The 20,675-nt window shown below is 42.7% G+C and carries 20 protein-coding genes; 13 read left to right on the top strand and 7 right to left on the bottom strand.

The window, feature by feature from the left end:
- Positions 1 to 11: 11 nt before the first annotated feature.
- Positions 12 to 164, top strand: coding sequence for a hypothetical protein (locus SHALO_RS15365; protein ID WP_168156742.1), 153 nt, complete (start codon positions 12 to 14; stop codon positions 162 to 164).
- 53 nt (positions 165 to 217) lie between these two features.
- Here SHALO_RS15365 and nusA read toward each other — a convergent pair whose 3' ends face one another.
- A complete protein-coding gene (gene nusA / locus SHALO_RS02915; protein WP_069477304.1) occupies positions 218 to 1,342 on the bottom strand; it encodes a transcription termination factor NusA in 1,125 nt (374 codons plus the stop codon).
- A gap of 253 nt (positions 1,343 to 1,595) precedes the next feature.
- Here nusA and SHALO_RS02920 point away from each other — a divergent pair, with 253 nt between their 5' ends.
- From SHALO_RS02920 to SHALO_RS02945, 6 genes are all read left to right on the top strand, one after another.
- Positions 1,596 to 1,838, top strand: coding sequence for an HP0268 family nuclease (locus SHALO_RS02920; RefSeq protein WP_025343768.1), 243 nt, complete (start codon positions 1,596 to 1,598; stop codon positions 1,836 to 1,838).
- Between the two features lie 60 nt (positions 1,839 to 1,898).
- The gene (miaB, locus tag SHALO_RS02925) at positions 1,899 to 3,164 is read left to right on the top strand and encodes a tRNA (N6-isopentenyl adenosine(37)-C2)-methylthiotransferase MiaB (RefSeq protein ID WP_069479292.1); all 1,266 of its coding nucleotides are present in this window, start codon (positions 1,899 to 1,901) and stop codon (positions 3,162 to 3,164) included.
- The gene (locus tag SHALO_RS02930) at positions 3,145 to 3,789 is read left to right on the top strand and encodes a lysophospholipid acyltransferase family protein (protein WP_069477305.1); all 645 of its coding nucleotides are present in this window, start codon (positions 3,145 to 3,147) and stop codon (positions 3,787 to 3,789) included. The genes miaB and SHALO_RS02930 overlap by 20 nt, the downstream gene beginning before the upstream one ends.
- Positions 3,790 to 3,913: 124 nt before the next feature.
- Positions 3,914 to 4,999: a hypothetical protein gene (locus tag SHALO_RS02935; protein ID WP_069477306.1), complete on the top strand. Its 1,086-nt coding sequence runs from the start codon at positions 3,914 to 3,916 to the stop codon at positions 4,997 to 4,999.
- Complete coding sequence (locus tag SHALO_RS02940; protein WP_069477307.1) at positions 4,996 to 5,517, top strand: hypothetical protein; 522 nt, start codon at positions 4,996 to 4,998, stop codon at positions 5,515 to 5,517. Before SHALO_RS02935 ends, SHALO_RS02940 begins: the two co-directional genes overlap by 4 nt.
- Positions 5,510 to 6,049, top strand: a complete 540-nt coding sequence (locus SHALO_RS02945; protein ID WP_069477308.1) for a hypothetical protein — start codon at positions 5,510 to 5,512, stop codon at positions 6,047 to 6,049. Before SHALO_RS02940 ends, SHALO_RS02945 begins: the two co-directional genes overlap by 8 nt.
- Here the strand turns inward: SHALO_RS02945 and tilS are convergent.
- The 3 genes from tilS to panC are packed head-to-tail and all read right to left on the bottom strand — an operon-like array spanning position 6,033 to position 9,137.
- Positions 6,033 to 7,058, bottom strand: coding sequence for a tRNA lysidine(34) synthetase TilS (gene tilS, locus SHALO_RS02950; protein ID WP_238585277.1), 1,026 nt, complete (start codon positions 7,056 to 7,058; stop codon positions 6,033 to 6,035). The two genes, SHALO_RS02945 and tilS, sit on opposite strands and share 17 nt — an antisense overlap.
- Positions 6,997 to 8,307: a 30S ribosomal protein S12 methylthiotransferase RimO gene (gene rimO / locus SHALO_RS02955; protein WP_069477309.1), complete on the bottom strand. Its 1,311-nt coding sequence runs from the start codon at positions 8,305 to 8,307 to the stop codon at positions 6,997 to 6,999. Before rimO ends, tilS begins: the two co-directional genes overlap by 62 nt.
- An 8-nt stretch (positions 8,308 to 8,315) precedes the next feature.
- Positions 8,316 to 9,137 (bottom strand): pantoate--beta-alanine ligase, encoded by an 822-nt coding sequence (panC, locus tag SHALO_RS02960; RefSeq protein WP_069477310.1) that lies wholly within the window; start codon positions 9,135 to 9,137, stop codon positions 8,316 to 8,318.
- 101 nt (positions 9,138 to 9,238) lie between these two features.
- On the opposite strand from panC, the gene prfB reads away from it, so the two are divergent.
- The 4 genes from prfB to SHALO_RS02980 are packed head-to-tail and all read left to right on the top strand — an operon-like array spanning position 9,239 to position 12,840.
- On the top strand, positions 9,239 to 10,333 hold the full coding sequence (gene prfB / locus SHALO_RS02965) for a peptide chain release factor 2 (protein WP_069477311.1): 1,095 nt from the start codon (positions 9,239 to 9,241) through the stop codon (positions 10,331 to 10,333).
- Positions 10,334 to 10,359: 26 nt separating this feature from the next.
- The gene (locus SHALO_RS02970) at positions 10,360 to 10,683 is read left to right on the top strand and encodes a hypothetical protein (RefSeq protein ID WP_069477312.1); all 324 of its coding nucleotides are present in this window, start codon (positions 10,360 to 10,362) and stop codon (positions 10,681 to 10,683) included.
- A gap of 12 nt (positions 10,684 to 10,695) precedes the next feature.
- Positions 10,696 to 12,090: a hypothetical protein gene (locus tag SHALO_RS02975; RefSeq protein WP_069477313.1), complete on the top strand. Its 1,395-nt coding sequence runs from the start codon at positions 10,696 to 10,698 to the stop codon at positions 12,088 to 12,090.
- 3 nt (positions 12,091 to 12,093) lie between these two features.
- A complete protein-coding gene (locus tag SHALO_RS02980; RefSeq protein WP_069477314.1) occupies positions 12,094 to 12,840 on the top strand; it encodes an EI24 domain-containing protein in 747 nt (248 codons plus the stop codon).
- On the opposite strand, the gene SHALO_RS02985 is transcribed toward SHALO_RS02980, so the two are convergent.
- From SHALO_RS02985 to rho, 3 genes are all read right to left on the bottom strand, one after another.
- Positions 12,837 to 13,331 (bottom strand): asparaginase domain-containing protein, encoded by a 495-nt coding sequence (locus SHALO_RS02985; RefSeq protein ID WP_069477315.1) that lies wholly within the window; start codon positions 13,329 to 13,331, stop codon positions 12,837 to 12,839. The genes SHALO_RS02980 and SHALO_RS02985 overlap by 4 nt on opposite strands.
- A gap of 3 nt (positions 13,332 to 13,334) precedes the next feature.
- Complete coding sequence (locus SHALO_RS02990) at positions 13,335 to 14,996, bottom strand: DNA polymerase III subunit gamma/tau (RefSeq protein ID WP_069477316.1); 1,662 nt, start codon at positions 14,994 to 14,996, stop codon at positions 13,335 to 13,337.
- 164 nt (positions 14,997 to 15,160) lie between these two features.
- Positions 15,161 to 16,543, bottom strand: coding sequence for a transcription termination factor Rho (gene rho, locus SHALO_RS02995; protein WP_420801896.1), 1,383 nt, complete (start codon positions 16,541 to 16,543; stop codon positions 15,161 to 15,163).
- Positions 16,544 to 16,776: 233 nt separating this feature from the next.
- Between rho and SHALO_RS03000 the strand changes: the two genes are divergently transcribed.
- Both SHALO_RS03000 and SHALO_RS03005 read left to right on the top strand, forming a co-directional pair.
- Positions 16,777 to 17,454, top strand: coding sequence for a di-trans,poly-cis-decaprenylcistransferase (locus SHALO_RS03000; RefSeq protein ID WP_069479295.1), 678 nt, complete (start codon positions 16,777 to 16,779; stop codon positions 17,452 to 17,454).
- A 137-nt stretch (positions 17,455 to 17,591) separates the two neighbouring features.
- On the top strand, positions 17,592 to 20,648 hold the full coding sequence (locus tag SHALO_RS03005) for an EAL domain-containing protein (protein WP_069477317.1): 3,057 nt from the start codon (positions 17,592 to 17,594) through the stop codon (positions 20,646 to 20,648).
- The last annotated feature ends 27 nt before the right edge of the window (positions 20,649 to 20,675 follow it).

Below are 20,675 nucleotides of genomic sequence, written 5' to 3' on the forward strand. Positions count from 1 at the left end.
AGGAAAAAACAATGAAAACTACTTTTTTTACGCTCATCATCGTTGGACTGATGAGTGGGTGTGCGACGTGGGGAGGCATTAAAAAAGATGCCAAAGATGGTGCTGAATGGACGAAAGAGAAGGTCAATAAAGGGGCTGAATACGTGAAAGAGAAGACGGAATAAAGAGGAAAAAGAGGTTTACATGTAAAGCGTTTTCGCTTTACATGTAAAGTAGATTAAAGTCCGCCAAAAAGGTTTTTAAGGGCGTTTGGATCGCGCTGTTCGGCTGTCTCATCGCTGTTTGGATTCGCATTTGCGCTTGCACCACCTGATTCGACCAGTTCGATTTCAAACCCTGTCAGCATGGATGTAAGGCGAATGTTGATGCCGTTTTTGCCAATCGCTTTTGATTTTTGATCACTTGGAAGCGTGACGATGGCTTTGCCATTTTGGATTTTGACATTGGAGATAATGGCAGGACTAAGAGCGCGCGCGATGAAAATTTCAGGAACGTTTGAGAACTCAATACAGTCGATATTTTCATTGTGAAGCTCTCTACTGACCGCATTAATTCTCACACCTTTGGTTCCAACGGTTGCACCCACGGCGTCAATATTGGGGTGAAGTGAGGTTAATGCAACCTTCGCTCGCTCCCCTGGGATTCTGGCACTGCCGATGATTTTAATAAACTCATCTTTGATTTCAGGCACTTCAAGTTCTAAAAGTGACTCTAAAAATTTCGGGCTGGTACGTGAAAGTTCAACATACATGCCTTGTGATTTATCGATTAACACTTTACGGATCACGCTCTTAACGACGTTTCCGACTTTAAATTTTTCACCTTTAATACGGTTTTTACGCGGCAGCACCGCTCTAATTTCTTCAATTTCAATGTAGGTATTTTCATCATTATCCACGCGTACCACGGTTCCAAAAACGGTTTTGCCCACAAGTTTTTGGTATTTTTCAAAAATATTATTTTCTAAAAGGCGTTGAATGTGATACTCTAGCTCTTTTTGAAGGGTTGCCGCAGCCGTTCTTCCTAGGTTATCGAGTGGCAATTCATAGGTCAGTTCATCGCCAATTTCAATATCAGGATCAACCTCTTTCGCCTCTTTAATGGCGATAAAATTTTCATTTCCTTCTAAAAGTCTTGCATCATCAGGTTCGACTACGATGACTTTTTGATACAGTTTAAGTGTTTTTGTCGCAGGGTCAATCTCTGCGCCGTATTCGTATTCTGCGCCGTAAATACGTTTTGCAGTCTTGATGAGTGCCAAGGTTACGGTGTTCTTAACTTCTTTAATGTCGAGCCCTTTTTCATGGGCAATAGATTCTATAATGTCTACAATTTTTTCCATAAGTTTCCTTAAAAAGATGCATATTTTTTATGTCATGTGTGATATTCGCAATGATGAAAAATCAAAAATGGAAATTTAAACGATTGCGGTGAAGAGTAAGGATTATAACTAAAATCTTCTTTTATTTTTCTTTATGAGAAAGCAGTTGTTTGCTTTTAATGAGGAATTTATCGAAAACAAAGTATACTTCGCGATATATCTTTGTGCATGTTGTACACATACGATAATTTTTGCGATAGAAAAGAGGTTTACAATGGAAATCAAATTAGCACGAAATGAAATTAATGGAAAACCAAAGACAATTACATTGGACAAAGTGACGGAGATTATTGAGAAAGAGGGACAAAAGATTTTTTATTTTGACAAAGAAAATTCTCATAAAGACCTCGTAGCTCTGGTTGAGCACTTTGAAGCACAAGGCTTTAGTGTCTATTTAAGAGACATTCGTTATGGCTTGGGCGAGAGCGATTACATGTACGAAGTACATATTCTCTAAGGCTGGATTTTGGGTATAGCAGAAGCGAAAAAGCTTTATATCGAGACCCTAGGTTGTGCGATGAATGTGCGGGACTCTGAGCACATTATCGCCGAGCTTGGGGATAAAGAAAATTATGTTTTAACGAACAATCTACAAGAAGCAGACCTGATCTTGGTCAACACCTGTAGTGTACGTGAAAAACCGGTCAGTAAACTTTTTTCAGAGATCGGTAAATACAACCTTCAAAAAAAAGAGGGCGCGAAGATCGGCGTGTGCGGATGTACGGCAAGTCATTTGGGTAAAGAGATCTTTAGACGTGCTCCTTACGTGAGTTTTGTCATTGGCGCACGCAATGTCTCCAAAATCTCCACAGCGGTTAATACCGAAAAATTCTTAAGTGTTGACACCGACTACGATGAGAGTACCTACGCCTTTGGTGAATACCGCAACAGTCTGTATAAAGCCTACGTCAACATCTCCATCGGGTGCGATAAAAAATGTACCTACTGCATCGTGCCCCAAACCAGAGGCGATGAGATTTCTATTCCTGCGGATTTGATTGTCAATGAAGCACGAAAAGCAGCCCAAAATGGGGCTAAAGAGATCTTTTTACTCGGGCAAAATGTTAACAATTATGGCAGACGTTTTAGTGGTAATGTCGAGCGCTCTATGGATTTTTCAGACCTGCTTAACCTTATCAGTGAAATCCCCGAAGTCGAGCGCATTCGTTTTACCTCTCCTCATCCCCTTCACATGGACGATAAATTTTTAGAAACCTTTGCTAACAATCCAAAAGTCTGCAAATCAATGCACATGCCATTGCAAAGCGGTTCAACGCATATTTTAGAACAGATGAAGCGCGGCTACAGCAAAGAGTGGTTTTTAAATCGCGCGTTAAAGCTTCGCGAGATGATCCCCGATGTTTCGATCAGCACTGACATTATCGTCGCTTTCCCAGGCGAGAGTGAAGCTGATTTTGACGATACACTTGATGTCATAAGACAGGTCAAATTTGAGCAGATTTTTGCGTTTAAATACTCTCCACGACCTCTTACCAAAGCGGCTGAGTTTACGAACCAAATTGATGCTGAAATAGGCTCAGCTAGATTGGAGCGCTTGCAGCTTTTACAAGATGAAATTTTAGATGAGATTGCTGCAAAACACCTGAATAAAACCTACCCAGTTTATATTGACGAACTTCGTAACAGTGGCTTTTTAGCCGGTCGAAGTGATAACAATGCCCTTGTGCAAATTAAAGGTGATGAGAGCTTGCTCGGGCAAACGGTCAACATCAAAGTCACCAATCCAAAACGTCTTTCATTGTATGGCGAAATTGTTCTCTAAAGAGACCAAACGCAAACTCTTGGTGTGGATTCTTCCACGCCTTGCTTACGCGCTCATGAACCTTCTTTTCTTTACATGTAAAAAGAAATTCCACCATCAGCAACATCTTTTTGGCACCCCCACGCTGTATGCTATGTGGCATGGTGAGTTACTGATGGCAGCGTTAGCCTACCAACATTATTCGCAACGCATCCACATTAATACCGTTGATACGATCATCAGCAACCATTTTGATGGGGAGATGATCGCAAAATTGATGGATTTGCATGGCGCAAAAACGATTCGTGGAAGTTCTTCAAAAGGAGGTGTGTCTGTTTTGAGACATGCGTTAAAATCGCTTCAAAATGGACGCGATATTGGCATCACCCCTGATGGACCCAGAGGGCCAAGGCACAGTGTCGCCGATGGCGTTGTAGCGCTTGCACGGATGAAAAAAGTGCCTATTATTGCTATGAATTGCAGACCAACGTCGTATTGGAAAATGAAAAGTTGGGATCAGTTTTGCATTCCAAAACCCTTTTGCACGTTAGAGTTCTACTACAGTGATCCTTTCTATGTGCATGAGCTTTCACTCGAAGAGGCAAAGACGTTGATTCAAAAACGTCTTTTAGAACACGCTGTTTGATGCACTTCACCCAAATGGTACCGCTTTTGCTTGATATTTTACAAAACTTAAGCAAGATTAGTCTAATATATAGTACAAATACAAATTAACACAAGAGTAGTGATGTGAACAAAGAGTCAGTAACATGGGCATAAGAACTGTTCTTCAGAAAAAATTTCAGAACCTTTTTGTGGCTGTTGTGTTAAGTGAGACTGAATGTACACTGCGTTGCAAGGTGCTCAAAGAGGGCGCCATTACCAGAACGTTTACCAAAACCTTTACGTTGTCTCCTCCACTGGATGCGCTTGATAAAAACCTTGAAAATTATTTGATGAATTTGCAAGATGAGTATCAGTTTGTCTACATCGCTTTTTTACTGGGTTCTCTAGGGCAAGGTGCCATTTCAGGTACTGGGAACAGTGCTTTTAGCAAGCACAGCGTTGATATGCAAAATGTTTACAACGTCGCTTTATTCAACCAATGGTCCGCGTATGCTTCGTTTATCGAGATCAAATGGGCTAAGAATCTTTTTTCTGAAGTAGGACTGGATTTTATCTACTCACCGTTTATTCTTTTAAGTGATTTTGTGGTTTCACAAAAACTCAAAAATAAGCCTACGTGCTATATTCTCAACTGCCAAGATTTCTTTATTTTAGCGATTTTTGAAGAGCGACAATTACACTTTGGTGCTTTTTTCAAAACGCAAACGGACACGGCATTTACCCACAGCAATGATATGAATGATTGGGAAAATGAACAAGAAGAAGAGGGTGTGATTGATTCGCCTGAAGAGATGTCTGAAATGGCAACAGCCAATGATGATGAAGAGGCACAAGAAGAAGGCATTGAAGAACTCAGCGAACTTGGCGAACTCAGTGAGCTTGAAGATATTGATGATTTGCGTTCCACCGACTCTTTTTCAGATGTGAATGATCGCTCCTTGAGTCAATTAAGAGGCATGGATGTTCTTAAAGATGAAGACATCAGCCTAGAGCTTTATGGGCGCGATCTTTTAGTCTATAAATACCTTAAAACAGCACTCGAAGAGTATTATCACAACCCTTTGTATGTCAGCGAATTTATCGATGAGATTATCATTTTTGATGGCTATGAGATCAGTTCCGATTTGATTCATCAACTCGAAGATGAGCTGATGATGGACGTGGAAATTCACAAAGTCGATGTGAGTGATCGTATGTGTGACATCGCGATTAAAGAGGTTTTTAAATGAGACTAAGTTTCATCGCACCTCGTCCAAAGCCCTTTTTATCGCTCTTTAGTAAAATGTGGGTGATTTTTATTGCTCTGATGTCTCTGTTTATGATTATTTTCAATTTTTACATCGTGATTGAGATGAGCTCCTTTAAAAGTGGCGTGGTTGATCTGACCAAAGAGCGTGAAATGCTTGAACTCAAGATCGATGAAGACGATGCAACCATTGGCTTGATTTTGCGCCAAAAAGCGCTCTCCGAAGAGATCTTTTCAAACAATACCCTTTTAAAAGAGAGTATGAAAAATCTGTTTGATTTAGTGCCGGATCAGATTACGCTCAAAAAAGTGCAAATGGAGCGCAACTCGCTTATTTTATACGGCATCTCCCCAACGCAAGATACCTTTAATTTCTTGTTAGCCGCACCGCTCAAATCAATTTTTCATACCAGTAACACCAACTTTTACCTGACAAAAGAGGGATGGTATAACTTTGTGAGCATTAACAAAATTATTGGCGAGGATGGCTTACGTGAATAGTTTTGACCGCAGTTTAGACAAAATCGACATGATGAAATTGCTCATTTTCTTAATGGTTTTTATCATTGTGACCTTTGCGTTTGTCTTTTTATTGATTATCCCCAATGTGAAAGATCACCGTATTTTACAAGCAGAATACAAACGCGTTTTGGTGCATAAAACCAGAGTTGAAAACCTCTTTTTTGAACGCGAAACGGAACTTTCTAAATTAAAAGCTGAAAATGTACATGTGATTTCTGCCTTCAAACATCCTTTTACGCAAGAGGAGTTTATGCGCTATGCAGGGAAATTTTTCACCCACGTTTCACTTACCGAAATCACCAAGTCGGAGTATAAAAAAGAGTTTGTTGAGTATGAACTCAATGCCACGTCGACACTCAAAACACCGACCAATTTTTATAGCTTTTTAGAAGGGCTAAATCGCTACACCAGCATCGTTCAAGCCGATTTTCCGATCTATCTGGAATCGAGCCAAGAGAGCATTAGCGCGACCTTTAAAATCAAGGTGTATGACTTTAACGCAACGCGTTAGGATCAAGACCACGCGCGTGGAGGTAAGGGCGTATTTTTAGAGGAATGCGCGCTTTCCGACACGCCTCTTTAAACTTTTTCTCCATCGCATGCTTAAGATAAGGCGCTATAAAGATTCTCTCTTCTTCAAAACAAACGGCAATTTTCCCACCCACAACACAGTTTTTGGTTTTTAAAATCTCATCCCTTTGCGCTTTGGTCAAAAGCGTTCCCAGTTGTTTGATGATTTTATCAATTTGACGAATGTTAATAAGATCATCTGCATCTCGTAGCACTATAAAAAGATCCCCAATGCGTTTAGCCTGATGGGGCAAAAGTCGTTTGCGATCTTCGCTCAAATACGCAAAACTTTTAGCAATACCCTCTTCGTACGCATCAATCAGTGGGGTCGCGTAGTCGTGTCGAAATTGGTTGCGTAGGTGTTTGAGCGACGCATTGCTTTCATCGTTAAAGTAGGTAATTTTGTGTTCATGCAGATAATTTTGAAGCGTTTTTTTGCTTACATGTAAAAGCGGACGAACCAGCGTATACGCTTTTCGCATTTCCACCTCTTGCATACCTAACATCTCCACAAGCCCCGCTCCACGGCTGAGTTGCATTAAAAACCATTCGAGCTGGTCTCCTAAATGGTGCGCCATTAAAAGCGTATCGTAGCTGTGTTCGTGGAGGATTGTTTCAAAAAAGGCGTAGCGCTCTTCTCTGGCATGGTGCTCAAAATTGCTTTCTTCCAGTTTACATGTAAGGCTAAAAAGGTGTTTATGATGTGTTGTGGCAAGCGTTTTAGCATACGCCTCTTCGGCATCACTTTGCGCGCGTGTTTGGTAATTGACATGCGCTATATCAAAAGTAATGCCGTGTTCTAGCAGTAAAAAGAAGAGCGCGGTGGAGTCTCCACCGCCTGAAAATGCCACTAAATTTTTAGATGTTTTAAGAAGCTCAATCGTTGCGTTATGCAACAGTGGTAATGGTTGCAATGAGTTGATTCCCAGCACATTCGCTAATCGTCGCACGGTAGCACTTGCCTACTTCAATGTTTGCAACATCCGAGTCATTGACCAAGACTTCCCCATCAATGCTCGGTGCCCATAGAAGTTCGCGTGCCCCCATAAAATACTCATGTTCGCTACTTTCACCTTCAACCAAAATAATGACCTCTTTGCCAATCTCGTTTTCAAAACTTTTTTTGGTTTTTGTTTGAACAATTTTATCGAGTTGTTTGATACGTTTATTGATCGTTTTGGTATCGATTTTTTCATCCATCTCGTAAGCGCTGGTATCTTCTTCATCGGAATACGCAAAGATGTTGACACGGTCAAAATCAAACGCTTTGGCAAAGTCCAAAAGCTCTTTAAATTCCGCGTCGCTTTCGCCGGGATGTCCGACAATAAAACTGGTGCGAATAAAGCTATTGGGAGCTTTTTTCATGAGCTCTAACTGTTCAATGATGCGCTCACGTCCAGCGCCACGTTTCATGCGTTTGAGCATCGAATCGCTGATGTGTTGGATCGGCATATCAAAGTAGTTATGAAAGAGTGGTGAAGCGATAATGCGCTCAATCAGAGCGTTTGACGTCGTGGTTGGGTAAAGATACAAAATACGTGCACTTTTAACCCCTTCGATTTGCTCAACGGCGTCAATGAGCTTAATCAGCCCCTCTTTTTCGCCCACATCACGAAGAAACGAACTGCTATCTTGCGAGATGAAACTAAAGTCATAAAAACCTTTTGCAACAAGCGCTTTGACCTCTTTAATCAGTGATTCAAGGGTACGTGAATGCAGTTTGCCTTTAAAGCCAGGAATGGCGCAAAAGCTACAGGCTTGATTACAGCCTTCAGAGAGTTTGACATACGCATGTGCGTTAGAACCTGTGATAACGCGCTCTTCTTCGTTTAGGAGGTAGGTTGCTGGGCTAAAACGGTTTTGGCGAAGGGCAATGATCTCATCGATCTTGTCATAATCACCCACGCCCGTAAAAAGATCGACCTCTTTAAGCTCTTTGGTCAGATCTTCTTTATATCGTTCGGTCAAACAGCCTGCCATCACGAGCACAGAGCCTTTTTTACGTGCTTCGTGGAGTGAAAAGATGGTGTTGAGACTCTCCTCTTTGGCAGGTCCGATGAAGCCACAGGTATTGACGATCAGCACGTCAGCCTGACTGGGGTCATCGCACATCTCATAGGCTTGAAGTTTGCCTAACATCACTTCGCTATCGACGAGATTTTTATTGCATCCTAATGAAACAAGATGTAGTTTTTTCAATGTATTCCTTAAATCCATAAATTATCAATGAGGCGGGTGGTGCCAACTTTGGCGCAGACGAGAATGATAGAGTTGCCTATTTCAATGGTTTCTATTGTATCAAAATCACGATTTAAAATTTCCACGTATTCTACATGTAAAGACTCTAGGGTGTGCACCATTTCAGCTTTAAGGGTTGCAATATCGCGTTCTCCTGCAATCACAGCGTGCGTCGCAACTTTCAAAGATTCACACAGAAGCAGTGCTTTTTGGCGCTCTTGGGCGTTTAGATAAGCATTGCGACTGGAAAGCGCTAGACCGTCATCTTCGCGGATAATTTCACACGGAACGATCTCCAAATCCAAAAAGAAGCTTTTGACCATATTTTGCAAAAGATAGAGCTGTTGTGCATCTTTTTTACCAAAATAGGCGCGTGTTGGCTTCGTGAGATTAAAGAGTTTGAGCACGACACGTAAAACGCCATCAAAATGCCCCGGGCGCGCTAATCCTTCCAAAATATAGGCTTTGGCACTGGGTGCTAGAATCGTTGGCTCCATTTTGGCGTACATCATCTCAGATGTGGGCATAAAAAGAATACTCACGCCTGCAAGTTCGCAAATTTTGATGTCGGCTTGGGTGCGTTGAGGGTAGGTACTAAAATCTTCTCCTGCTAAAAACTGTGTAGGATTGACAAAAACAGAGACAATGGTATGCTCATTCTCAGCGATGGATTGTTGCATCAACGAGAGGTGTCCGTTGTGCAAGGCTCCCATGGTTGGCACGAAGCCAATGGAGCCTTGAAGCTCTTTTCTTGCTTGGGATAAATCTTCGATGGTTTTTACTATTTTCATTTTAGGCACTTTTGAGTAAAATATAAGAATAGACTTCTAAGAAACGGTCCTTATGAGAGGTCTCTTAAATTGAAGCGAGTATTATAGCAAAAGGAAACCATTTGGATAGTTACGAATACACCGAACTTCTCAAAAAATTAACCACAAAAGTGGACAACATCGCGCAGATTATCAAGCCAGAAGATTTGACTTCAAGGCTAGGTGAGATTGAGATGATCGAGCAAGACCCCGAATTTTGGAATGATGCGAAGAAGGCTGCTGAGTTACAAAAAGAAAAAACCGCTTTAAACTCCTTACTGACCCGTTATACCAAAGCTAAAAATGTGGTTGTGGACGCAGTGGATTTGTACGAGATGGCAAACAGTGAAAACGATGAAGCGACCATCGAAGAGCTTTACAAAGATGCAGAACATCTTGAAGATCACATCACCAATTTAGAGATCGCCATGATGCTCAGTGGCGAAAATGATAACAACAATGCCATCATCTCGATTCATCCAGGAGCGGGTGGAACGGAGAGCCAAGACTGGGCGAGTATGTTGTACCGTATGTATTTAAGATGGGCGGAACGTTCAGGTTTTAAAGTCGAAGTGCTCGACTACCAAGAGGGTGATGAGGCGGGGCTTAAGGATGTGAGTTTTATCATCAGTGGCGAGAATGCGTATGGCTACCTTAAAGTCGAAAATGGCATTCACCGTTTGGTGCGTATTAGCCCCTTTGATGCCAATGCCAAACGTCACACGTCGTTTAGTTCTGTGATGGTTTCGCCTGAGGTGGATGATGACATTGACATCGTCATCGAAGATCGTGATCTTAAAGTGGACACCTACCGTTCAGGCGGATCAGGTGGACAACACGTCAATAAAACCGATAGTGCGATTCGCATTACGCACATGCCAACAGGCATTGTGGTACAGTGTCAAAATGATCGCTCACAACATAAAAACAGAGCAACAGCGATGAAAATGTTGAAGTCACGTTTGTATGAGTTTGAACTTGAAAAACAACAAGCGGTGAAAGATGGTGTTGAAAAGAGCGAAATTGGCTGGGGACACCAGATACGCAGTTACGTTTTAGCGCCATACCAACAAGTCAAAGACAATCGAAGTACCATCGCGTATTCGCAAGTCAATAACATTTTAGATGGCGATATTTCAAAAATGATCGAAGATGTGCTGATCGCACAAAAACGTTAAAAACACTCTATACAAGGATGAAACCAATGGAAAAACAAGCAATCTTAACACAACTAGGCTACAGTGTTACACCAAAGTCTGAAGCGCAACTTGAGTGCGTTATCAACAATACCATAGGGTTTGAACATGTTGGCAAACATCTGCTTGCACTGCACGATGCACTGAAAGTTCATCACTCTTTTGTGGCACTCTCTAGTAACAAAGATTACTTCAAAATTAAAAACGAAGCCACCAGCGCTGATCTGATTGATGAAGTCAATGACATGATTAGCAAATGGGCGGCAAAATATAAAGTTACTTTGGAAAAAGTTCCTCACAAAAACACCTATTACGTCATAGGCTACAAATAACAAAGGCTCTGTATGTCAAAAACAAAATACCTGATTATTGCGGCAGTGGTTGCATCAGCCCTTGGCGTAATGCCACTGGTTGTTTCTCACAACGTTGATAGCGTCATTGAAACCAATAGCGCACTGCTTGAAAAAAATGGGCTTAAGCAAGAGATTTTAAGCAAAAGTGGCTATTTCACCAGTGTGCGAACCTTTAGCCTTGAAGTGATCGATGCCAAAAAAGCACGCGACTTTTTACTGACGCAGTTGGTTGCGAAAAACGCCCAGTACACGCTTTTTGCCGAGGCGATGAAAGAAGAGAGTAACCGTGGCATCAACGAATCGTTTGATGGTCTCACATTCAAAGGGCAAATGATCCACTCCAATCTTTTGCCAGGCGACGTCAAACTCTCTTTATCCTTGGATCAACTCCCCAAATCAGTTCAAGAAGAGCTTGCCAATAACAAAGCAGCCAGCGATGCGATTATCCCGCTGTTGACGCGCGGTGTTTTAGCAGTTGATATGATCTTAACCAGCGATCAAAAACTCAAAGATCTAAAGCTCAAAGATATTAAAGAAGAGATCAAAGCTGAGGGTGCTGTGCTAAATATTGACACGCAAAACCAGCGAATGACGTTAAACGAGCGTGGTGGCGTCGTGCAAGGTGTTTTAGGTGTTGGCAAACAAAACCTTGGTGTCACAGGTGAGATGTTTATGTTTAAAAGTGAGCTCAAAGATTTTGTCTATAACTTTAACTACAAAGATGAGCTCAATAACAGAGGCGATATGAGCGTTGGAGCGTACGCACTTGAAATGAACGATGAGTATACCAATGTCAAACTTGACCTAGGTTTCCTTAAAGCGAACAGCAGTATTGAGGATGTGCAAAAAGATCTTCAGGTCAAAGCAGACTATACGCTGGGGAACATCGCGCTGCTCAGCGATACCGATGACATTAAACTGGACACACTTTTTGCCAAACTCTTTTTACGTGGGGTTCATTCCGACACGATGAAAAAAGTACAAGCAGACTACAATGCGTTGCTCCTTGGTACCACAACGGTTGAAGACAAAGTGCTGATTGATGACTTTGTAGCGCTGGTAAACCATGGGGTAAAAATAGATTTAGACATCGCTCTGAAAGGGCTTGCAACACAAATGCTGAACTTGAAAGACGTGAGTGTCGATACTAAGCTTGAGATTGCTCCCAACAGTTACAACGATACCCAAAGCCCACTTGCGCTCATTGGACTTGTGGACATTACCTCTAAAGTGAAAGTGCACAAAGATGACCGTGTGATGCTTGAATTGATGGGGTTGACTTCAGCGGAAGATTTTGCGCGAGGCAAGGCTGAGGGTGATTTTTTCATCTATGAAATTGCGATGAAAAAAGGTGCCATTAGCGTTAATGGTCAGACCATCCAGTAAGTCATGAACACACCCACTCAAACCAACATTTTTGCCCTAGCTCTTGGAGATACACTCTCTCCAAGGGTTTTACTGGTTTCTCTGCTCTCGTTTATTTTAACCATTGTCGTTTTTATAGGTGCAATTTGGCTGTTATTTGGCGGTATGGGCGCACTTTCCGAATGGGTCGCGCAGAGTTTGCAAAGCTTTGAAGGGAGCATCGAGCAGAGTTGGTTTTTGAGTATGGTTTCACTCATTTTCATCACCAAAACGGTGGTGGCGATTCTCTTCTTTTTTACCTCTGCGATGGTTACGTACTATCTTTTTTTGATGGTTTACTCGGTGATCGTCGGGCTTTTTGCGGGCTATTTTATCAAAGAGATCGGCACAACGTACTACCCAAGTGTTGCCTTTCGTGGCATTGGGCTTTTAAGTTATCTGTGGATGGTGCTAAAGACGCTCTTATGGACGACGCTGATGTTTCTGCTGCTCTCACCTTTGGTCTTTATCCCTGTGCTGAATTTCGCGCTTCTCGTACCCGTGTATTACCTGTTTCATAAACTCTTAGTCTTGGATGTCGCTTCGATGCTTAATTCAACGCAGGAGTATAAGGAGCTTAAACGCTTGTATGCAGGGCAGATGAGGGGAATTTCGTTGGTCTGTTTTGCGCTGACGGTTATTCCGTTTTTAGGGGTGGTCATCTATCCTTATTATGTGATTGTGATGAGTCACTTTCTGTTTCGTAAAACGAAGGGGATGCGAGCTCTTTAACAGAGCTCAAAAATCCCTTTTTGGCGGTTTTTATAGATCGTTCCATGGCTGGCAATCGCTCCGTGCATCGCAAGGTAGACGCCGTTTTTCTCTCTTACATGTAAATCACCCAGTGCCATCATAAAATTTGCGGTTGCCTCGACTGTGTCGATGCTAAAAGGCACCATTGCGCCTGTTAGGGTGATGATTTTATCTTTTACATGTAAGGCTAAAAACGTAGCGGTTACATCCATCGTGTCAGTACCGTGGATGATCAAAACTCTACGAGCGGATGATGTTTGAATCGTTTGAACGATCAGCTCACGATCTTCTTCGCTCATCTCAAGACTGTCTTTGTGAATAATGTTTAAAAGTTCATACGAAGTGTTGTAACAGTAGCGTAAAATGGACTCAACAGCGATGCCATCTTGGGGAACTTCAAGCTCTCCTTTGAGGGGATTGTAGCGTTTGTTAAACGTGCCACCGGTGTTGAGAATAAGGATTTTCTCCATAGATCAGACCTTTTGACGAATTTGAATTTTTTGAGGATCAAACAGCTCCGTGGCTTTTTGAACAAAAGGGGTGTTAAGCACCTCTTTAGCATCGATCTCTTTTTTATCTGCCATCAACGCACCTGCGGCACAACTATCACCCTGAGGTGCCTCTTCAAATGCAAGATTTTCCATCATTGAGGAGCTTTGATCGTTGGCGTTGAACTCTGCTTCACTCATTTGAAGCGCTTCGTTTGGGTCAAATATGGGCTCAGGCGGAAGCGATTGGATTTTCGTGATCTTTATTTTGGCTTCCACACCAAAAAGATCTTGAACAAAATGTTTAATGATGCTGTAGTGGGTATTGAGCGTTTTACTCGCTTCCCCTTCGGCATTAGAGGTAAGGGCCAATAATTCATCTTCAAAGCTGATAAATCGAATGTGCGTTTTAAAGCATTCGCCTAGTTCCGCGTTACGGTCATACAGTTTGTCGCAAAGACGTGCAAAAAGTATCGCAGGAGTGACACCTTGGTCGTTTACATGTAAAGGCGCTTCAGCCTTTGGCGTCGGTGTTTGCGCACTTGGTTCCATCTCAGGTTTTGCCTGAATCGCTGGAAGGCGATACTTCTCATTTTCAAGCGAATCGATCATCTCTTCAACGGTTTTAATATTGGTCGCTTCTATCATTTTAAAGAAGATCAGTGAAAGCACAAACCCATTGTTAGCGTTGATGTAAAGAAGACTCTTCGCTTCACTGAGAATTTTGAAAAAGCGCTCATACAACAGCGTTGAGAAACGGCGATCTTGTGCAAAAAAAGCATTTTTAAGATAGGCAATCAACTCATCGATGACGATTTCGCACTCATAACTCTCAAGCTCTTTGATGAGGTGAAGCATCTCGTTTTTGTTCCCGCTTAAAAGGGTGGTAAAGATGGATTCGAGCTGATTTGGATCTAAAAGCCCCAGCATCGTAGCAACGTTCTCAGGGGTAATGTACCCTTTGGAGAAGATGATAGCTTGATCCATCAGTGTCAAGGTATCACGAAGTGAACCGTTTCCAGCGCGCGAAAGCATCTCTAACGCTTCTTTTTCATACTCGATATTTTCAAGATTTAAAATATGGCAGAGGTGGTTGACGACGTCACTTTGTTTGATCTGTTTAAATCGAAAATGTTGTGCACGCGATAAAATCGTTGCGGGCAGTTTCAGTGGATCGGTTGTCGCAAGGATGAATTTCACATAACTTGGAGGCTCTTCCAATGTCTTCAAAAGCGCATTAAACGCTTGCGTGGTGAGCATGTGGACTTCATCGATGATGAAGATTTTAAAACGCGCACTGGTGGGTTTGTATTTGGTACTCTCAATCAGTTCGCGAATATCATCAATGCCACGGTTGGATGCTGCGTCCATTTCGATGATGTCGATGTGACGGTTTTCATTGGCACTCAGGCAGTGTTCACACACTTCGCAGGGTGTTGAGGTTGGTCCTTGGTCACACACGAGTGCTTTGGCAAAGATACGCGCGGTTGAAGTCTTGCCACTTCCTCTGAGCCCCGAGAAAAGATAAGCATGTGAGAGCCTATCTTGATTCAGTGCCAATGAAAGTGTTTGGGTGATCGACTCTTGGCCGATCAACTTATCAAACGAGGAAGGACGATATTTTAGAGCAAGTACTTGATGTGACACGTAAAGACCTTTATCTAATTTATAACCAATTTTACACTATTTTGAGATTTTTTCCAAAACCTCATTCTGCCAACATCGTTGGCTAGCTTTAGCGTCCTAGTGGCTAACGTAGTCAAAAGAGCTTTGCTTTTTTGACGTTCTTAACTAGATTTTTTGAAAAAAATCTAGTCATTCATAATAGAGAGGAGTTCTTCATTGTCCTTGGTTTTAAGCATTTTAGCATACAAGAATTTAAGCGCTTCAATGTCATCCATTTGGCTGATAGCACTACGAAGTGCCCAGATTTTTTGAAGACGATCAGGGGTAAGAAGAAGCTCTTCTTTTCTCGTTCCTGATTTCATAATGTTAATTGCAGGGTAAATTCTTCTATCGGAGATATTTCTATCCAGAACGATTTCGCTGTTACCCGTACCTTTGAACTCTTCAAAGATCACTTCGTCCATTCTACTTCCAGTCTCGATCAATGCGGTTGAAATGATAGTCAAACTGCCACCAAATTCGATGTTTCTTGCCGCACCAAAAAAGCGTTTTGGTTTGTGCAATGCGTTGGCATCCACACCACCGCTGAGTACTTTTCCGCTCGATGGTGTTACGGTGTTGTACGCACGAGCAAGTCTTGTGATCGAATCTAAAAGAATGATGACATCTTTGCCCATTTCAACGCGTCTTTTGGCTTTTTCAATGACGAGGTTGGCAACGCGAACATGGTTGGACGCAGGCATATCAAAGGTTGAGCTGTAGACTTCGCCTTGAACACAACGTTGCATATCGGTCACCTCTTCAGGTCGTTCATCGACCAGTAAAACGATCAGCTCTGCTTCAGGATGATTGCGTGAGATACCGTGTGCGAGCTCTTTCATCAGTTCGGTTTTACCACTTCTAGGAGGTGCAACGATCAAACCTCTTTGACCTTTTCCAAGAGGCGTGAAAAGATCGAGCACGCGTCCTGTGATTTTCATTGGATCGTATTCAAGTTTGATTTTTTCGGTTGGATACAGCGGGGTTAAGTTTTCAAAAAGAGGGCGTTTTTTGCTCTCAACAAGAGGAAGATAGTTGATCGCTTCGATTTTAAGAAGGGCGTAATAACGCTCTTGATCTTTAGGAGGTCTGACTTGTCCTGTGACGATGTCACCCGTACGAAGTGCGAACTTTTTAACTTGCGTACTGCTGACGTAGGCGTCATTGGCACTGTCTGAGAAGTTGGCGTCTGTGGCACGTAAGAAACCATACCCTTCACCCGCAATTTCCAAAATACCCGTAAACAGAATGAATCCGCCTTGGTTGACTTGCGATTTTAAAATTTCAAACATCAAATCTTGGCGTTTTAATTCGTTGGGATTTTCAATGCCAAGTTCCGTCGCGATCTCTAAGAGTTTTTCCAGAGGCGTGGTTCTAAGACCTTCGATTTTGTAGCCATCGACGGGAACGTGCGTTCGTGTTTTGTTATAGTGGGTTGGTTTTGCTTGTCCGTTTCCGTTCGTGTTCCCGTTGGGTTGGGTTGTATTCGCGCAGGGTTGATTGTTCGAGGTAGGAGTGTTTCCGCTCATTGTGCCTTCTTTGTTGTTAGTTTGATCGTTCATGAAGCTAGAGTCTCTTAATATGGTGAAAGATCCCCAAAAGTAGAGTTGCTTGAGTCGATTGTTATGAGACTACTTTGTGAGAATTCTAAAAAGTAGTGATGGCGTAATTTTAGTCAAAGTGGCAAGATTTGTCAAGTAAAGCTAAAGGCAAAGAGGATAAAATGCCACCCAACAATACTGGACACAAAGAAGTCGAAATTATGAATGATTTAGTGCATTTGGCGATTATTATGGATGGCAATGGCAGATGGGCTCAGCGTCAAGGCAAAGAGCGCTCTTTTGGACACAAAGAAGGTGCTAAAAAGGTACGCGAGATCACGAAGTATGCCGCAAAAATGGGCATCAAATACCTAACACTCTACGCGTTTAGTACCGAAAACTGGGATCGCCCCAAAGCGGAAGTCACGGTTTTGATGAAACTCCTCTCCAAATATTTGCACAGTGAAATTTCTACTCTGCTAGAAAACAACATTCGTTTTGACGTCATCGGCGATATGAGTAAATTTTCCACATCGCTTCAAAAAGAGATCGCCTATGCCAAAGAGATGACAGAACACTGCACGGGGCTTAGACAAGTCCTTGCGATCAATTATGGCGCGCACGATGAGATCCTTCGCGCGATCAATAAATGCTTACATGTAAAGGGTGAAATCACCAAAGAGATATTAGAGTCTAACCTCGATACTGCAGGCATTCCCGATGTCGATCTTCTGCTCAGAACGGGAGGTGACTACCGTCTTTCAAACTTCTTACTCTGGCAGGCTGCGTACGCGGAACTTTTCTTTACCAAAACGCTCTGGCCAGAATTTTCCACAGGAGAACTCGAAGCGATTATCTCCGAATACACATCCACCGAAAGACGTTATGGCAAAATTTAATCCATTTAATGTAAAAAACAAAAACGTGACACTTTAATTTTTGGTATAATAAGAAAGAATTACAAATATCATTAAATAGAATAGTGCTATACTGATCTTAGAAGTTTTGATAATTCGTTAAATTACAGTGAGTTATCATGAAAAAGATTATCGTAAGCCTCTTATTTTGTTTATGTCAATTTTTAAGTGCAGAAGAAGCCCTTCGCCTTGGAATTTTAGCGTTTCGCCCTAAAGAGCAAGCTCTGAGTCAGTGGCAACCTTTTGCAACTTACCTGCAAGATACTATCAAGAAACCTATTGCCCTTCACATCTACAATTACCCAGAATTTACACAAGCCGTTGCCAATCATGAAGTCGACATCATTTTGACCAATCCTGGGCATTACATCGTTCTCAAAAACAGGCATAAACTCTCTGCGCCTCTTGTGACACAAATTACTCAAAAAAATAGCACCATTCTTACCCAATTTGCGGGGGTCATTTTCACGCGCCACGACTCACCGCTAAGAGCGCTGAACGATCTTAAAAACGCGAAAATTGCTGTTACCGACACAGACTCTCTTGGCGGGTATCAGATGCAAGCGTATGAGTTGGCACTGAAGGGCATTATGCCAAAGCAGACGCATTTGGTAATAACAGGTATGCCCCATGACAAGGTGATCGAAGCAGTTCTCTCACGTAAAGTCGATGCAGGATTTGTGCGCACCAACGTTATAGAAGACATGATGGATGAAGGCAAATTGGCGTTATCCGATATTAAAATCATCAATGAACAAAACGATTCAAACTTCTCCTACATTCGCTCCACCAGACTCTACCCTGAGTGGCCTTTGGTGGTGGTTGCAGGCTTTGATGAGCATATCGCACGAGCCTTAACGGTGGCGCTTTTAGCCCTTTCTCCTGAGAGTGAAGCGGCTAGAAGTGCGCAGATTTATGGTTTTACGGTTCCTGCAGATTATAAAGGGGTGGAAGATGCGCTCAGAACCCTTCGCGTACCACCGTTTGAAGAGGCTCCAAAATTTACCTTAGCCGATTTTTGGGCACGTTATGCCAACCATATTGCCCTGATACTCTTTGCTTTTCTTCTGTTTCTGATGAGCGTTGGTTTTCAGTTGTACCGTCAAAACAAGCGTATTCGCCACAATGAAAAGCACCTGCTTTTGGTTCAAGACAACCTGCAAAGCACCCTCGATGCCATTCCCGATGCGCTGTTTGAAATGAGCCTTGATGGGGTCTATTTTCGTGTAGGGCGAGCGCATGCCAATGTGAGTGCCTCTTTGTCTCAAGAGATGATGGGTAAAAATGTTTATGAGATTTACCCAAAGGATGTTGCGGACATTTTTATCCAAGCACTGCGCGAAGCCGACCAAGAGGGGCATGCGTTTGGGTATCAATTTTCCATCGAGGAGAAGGGTAAAACGCTCTGGTTTGAACTCTCGGTTTCAAAGAAAAAAGACTCTCATGGGATGGCACATTTTATTGTTTTATCTCATGATTTTACCGATCGTAAAGAGGCAGAAGCAAAGCTCAAACTGGCTGCTAGTGTCTTTACCTACGCAAGGGAAGGCATTATGATCACCAATGCTTCGGGTGAGATCGTTGAGGTTAACGATACCTTTACCTGTATTACGGGCTACTCCCACCAAGAGGTGGTTGGGCAGAATCCACGACTGCTAAAATCAGGCAGGCAAAGTGAGTCGTTTTACAAACAAATGTGGCAATCCCTGCTTGAAAAAGGGCACTGGTACGGCGAAATCTCTAACCGTCGCAAGTCGGGCGAAGTCTATGTGCAGATGACAAGCATCAGCGCTATCTACGATGAACATGAGGTCGTTCAGTCTTATGTTGCACTTTTTACGGACATTACAACGATGAAAGAGCATGAAAAGCAGTTGGAGTATGTTGCGCATTATGACGCGCTGACTTCGTTACCGAACCGTGTTTTATTTGCCGATCGACTCCGTCAAGCGATGGCGCAAACGGAGCGAAGGAAAAAAGAGTTGGCGGTTGTCTATTTGGATCTCGATGGCTTTAAAGTCATCAATGACCAATACGGACACCACGTAGGTGACGAGCTTTTAGTCATTATCGCTGAACGTATGCAAGAGGCATTGCGCCAAGGTGATACCATTTCAAGGCTTGGTGGCGATGAGTTTGTGGCTGTTTTGACCGACCTTTCCAATCAAGACGAGTGTATCCCTATCTTAGATCGCCTTCTTAAAGCAACGTCTGATCCTATCGTGATCAATGAAAATATCATCCAATTTTCCAGTAGCATTGGTGTGACACTCTATCCCAGGGACGGTGTCGATGCCGATCAGCTTTTGAGGCACGCTGATCTTGCGATGTATCAGTCGAAACAATCGGGGAAAAACCGTTACCACTTTTTTGACATTGAGTCTGATCGTGCGATTAAAAAACACAATGAGAGCCTTGAGAGTATTTTATCGGCGATTATCAATGATGAATTTTTGCTCTATTACCAACCCAAAGTGAACCTTGAAACACGCGAACTTGTTAGTGTCGAGGCGCTGATACGGTGGCAACATCCCGAAAAAGGTTTTTTGCTTCCGCACGCTTTTTTGCCGACCGTGGAAGATCATGTCCTGAGCATTAGGCTTGGCGAATGGGTCATCGAGCAAGCATTTAAGCAGATGAGCGCTTGGATAAAAGAGGGGCTTAGCATCTCGGTGAGCATCAACGTTGGGGCTCGTCAACTACAAGATTCGAGCTTTACGGAGTATCTGCAAACGATGTTGCTTCGCTATCCTGATGTGCCTGCACACCTTGTTGAGTTGGAGATTTTAGAGACGAGCGCGCTTGAAGATATGGTGCATGTTTCGCAAATCATGCACGCGTGTAAAAGCCTTGGTGTGCGCTTTGCGCTTGATGACTTTGGGACGGGGTATTCGTCGCTGAGTTATTTGCGAAAATTGCCGATTGATATTTTGAAAATCGACCAAAGCTTTATCTGCAATTTGTTGCATGACAACGACGATCTCGCCATTGTCGAGGCGATTGTGGGCTTAAGCAAAGCGTTTGATCTAAGCGTCATCGCCGAGGGCGTTGAGACGCAAGAACATGCAGAACTTCTCTTAAAACATGGCTGTGAGCTAGCGCAAGGTTATGGCATAGCCCGCCCGATGCACCCAGATGCCATCATCGCTTGGAAAGATTCGAGTCTTTACATGTAAAGTCTTGATTGAGATCAATCAATGACA

Source organism: Sulfurospirillum halorespirans DSM 13726, from assembly GCF_001723605.1.
Lineage (GTDB): Bacteria > Campylobacterota > Campylobacteria > Campylobacterales > Sulfurospirillaceae > Sulfurospirillum > Sulfurospirillum halorespirans.

What these genes read in the sequence shown, in the direction of transcription:
- SHALO_RS15365 (WP_168156742.1), top strand. Translation starts at nt 12, where the DNA reads ATGAAAACTACTTTTTTTACGCTCATCATCGTTGGACTGATGAGTGGG.
- nusA (WP_069477304.1), bottom strand. Translation starts at nt 1,342, where the DNA reads ATGGAAAAAATTGTAGACATTATAGAATCTATTGCCCATGAAAAAGGG.
- SHALO_RS02920 (WP_025343768.1), top strand. Translation starts at nt 1,596, where the DNA reads ATGGAAATCAAATTAGCACGAAATGAAATTAATGGAAAACCAAAGACA.
- miaB (WP_069479292.1), top strand. Translation starts at nt 1,899, where the DNA reads ATGAATGTGCGGGACTCTGAGCACATTATCGCCGAGCTTGGGGATAAA.
- SHALO_RS02930 (WP_069477305.1), top strand. Translation starts at nt 3,145, where the DNA reads ATGGCGAAATTGTTCTCTAAAGAGACCAAACGCAAACTCTTGGTGTGG.
- SHALO_RS02935 (WP_069477306.1), top strand. Translation starts at nt 3,914, where the DNA reads ATGGGCATAAGAACTGTTCTTCAGAAAAAATTTCAGAACCTTTTTGTG.
- SHALO_RS02940 (WP_069477307.1), top strand. Translation starts at nt 4,996, where the DNA reads ATGAGACTAAGTTTCATCGCACCTCGTCCAAAGCCCTTTTTATCGCTC.
- panC (WP_069477310.1), bottom strand. Translation starts at nt 9,137, where the DNA reads ATGAAAATAGTAAAAACCATCGAAGATTTATCCCAAGCAAGAAAAGAG.
- SHALO_RS02970 (WP_069477312.1), top strand. Translation starts at nt 10,360, where the DNA reads ATGGAAAAACAAGCAATCTTAACACAACTAGGCTACAGTGTTACACCA.
- SHALO_RS02975 (WP_069477313.1), top strand. Translation starts at nt 10,696, where the DNA reads ATGTCAAAAACAAAATACCTGATTATTGCGGCAGTGGTTGCATCAGCC.
- SHALO_RS02980 (WP_069477314.1), top strand. Translation starts at nt 12,094, where the DNA reads ATGAACACACCCACTCAAACCAACATTTTTGCCCTAGCTCTTGGAGAT.
- SHALO_RS02985 (WP_069477315.1), bottom strand. Translation starts at nt 13,331, where the DNA reads ATGGAGAAAATCCTTATTCTCAACACCGGTGGCACGTTTAACAAACGC.
- rho (WP_420801896.1), bottom strand. Translation starts at nt 16,543, where the DNA reads ATGAGCGGAAACACTCCTACCTCGAACAATCAACCCTGCGCGAATACA.
- SHALO_RS03000 (WP_069479295.1), top strand. Translation starts at nt 16,777, where the DNA reads ATGAATGATTTAGTGCATTTGGCGATTATTATGGATGGCAATGGCAGA.
- SHALO_RS03005 (WP_069477317.1), top strand. Translation starts at nt 17,592, where the DNA reads ATGAAAAAGATTATCGTAAGCCTCTTATTTTGTTTATGTCAATTTTTA.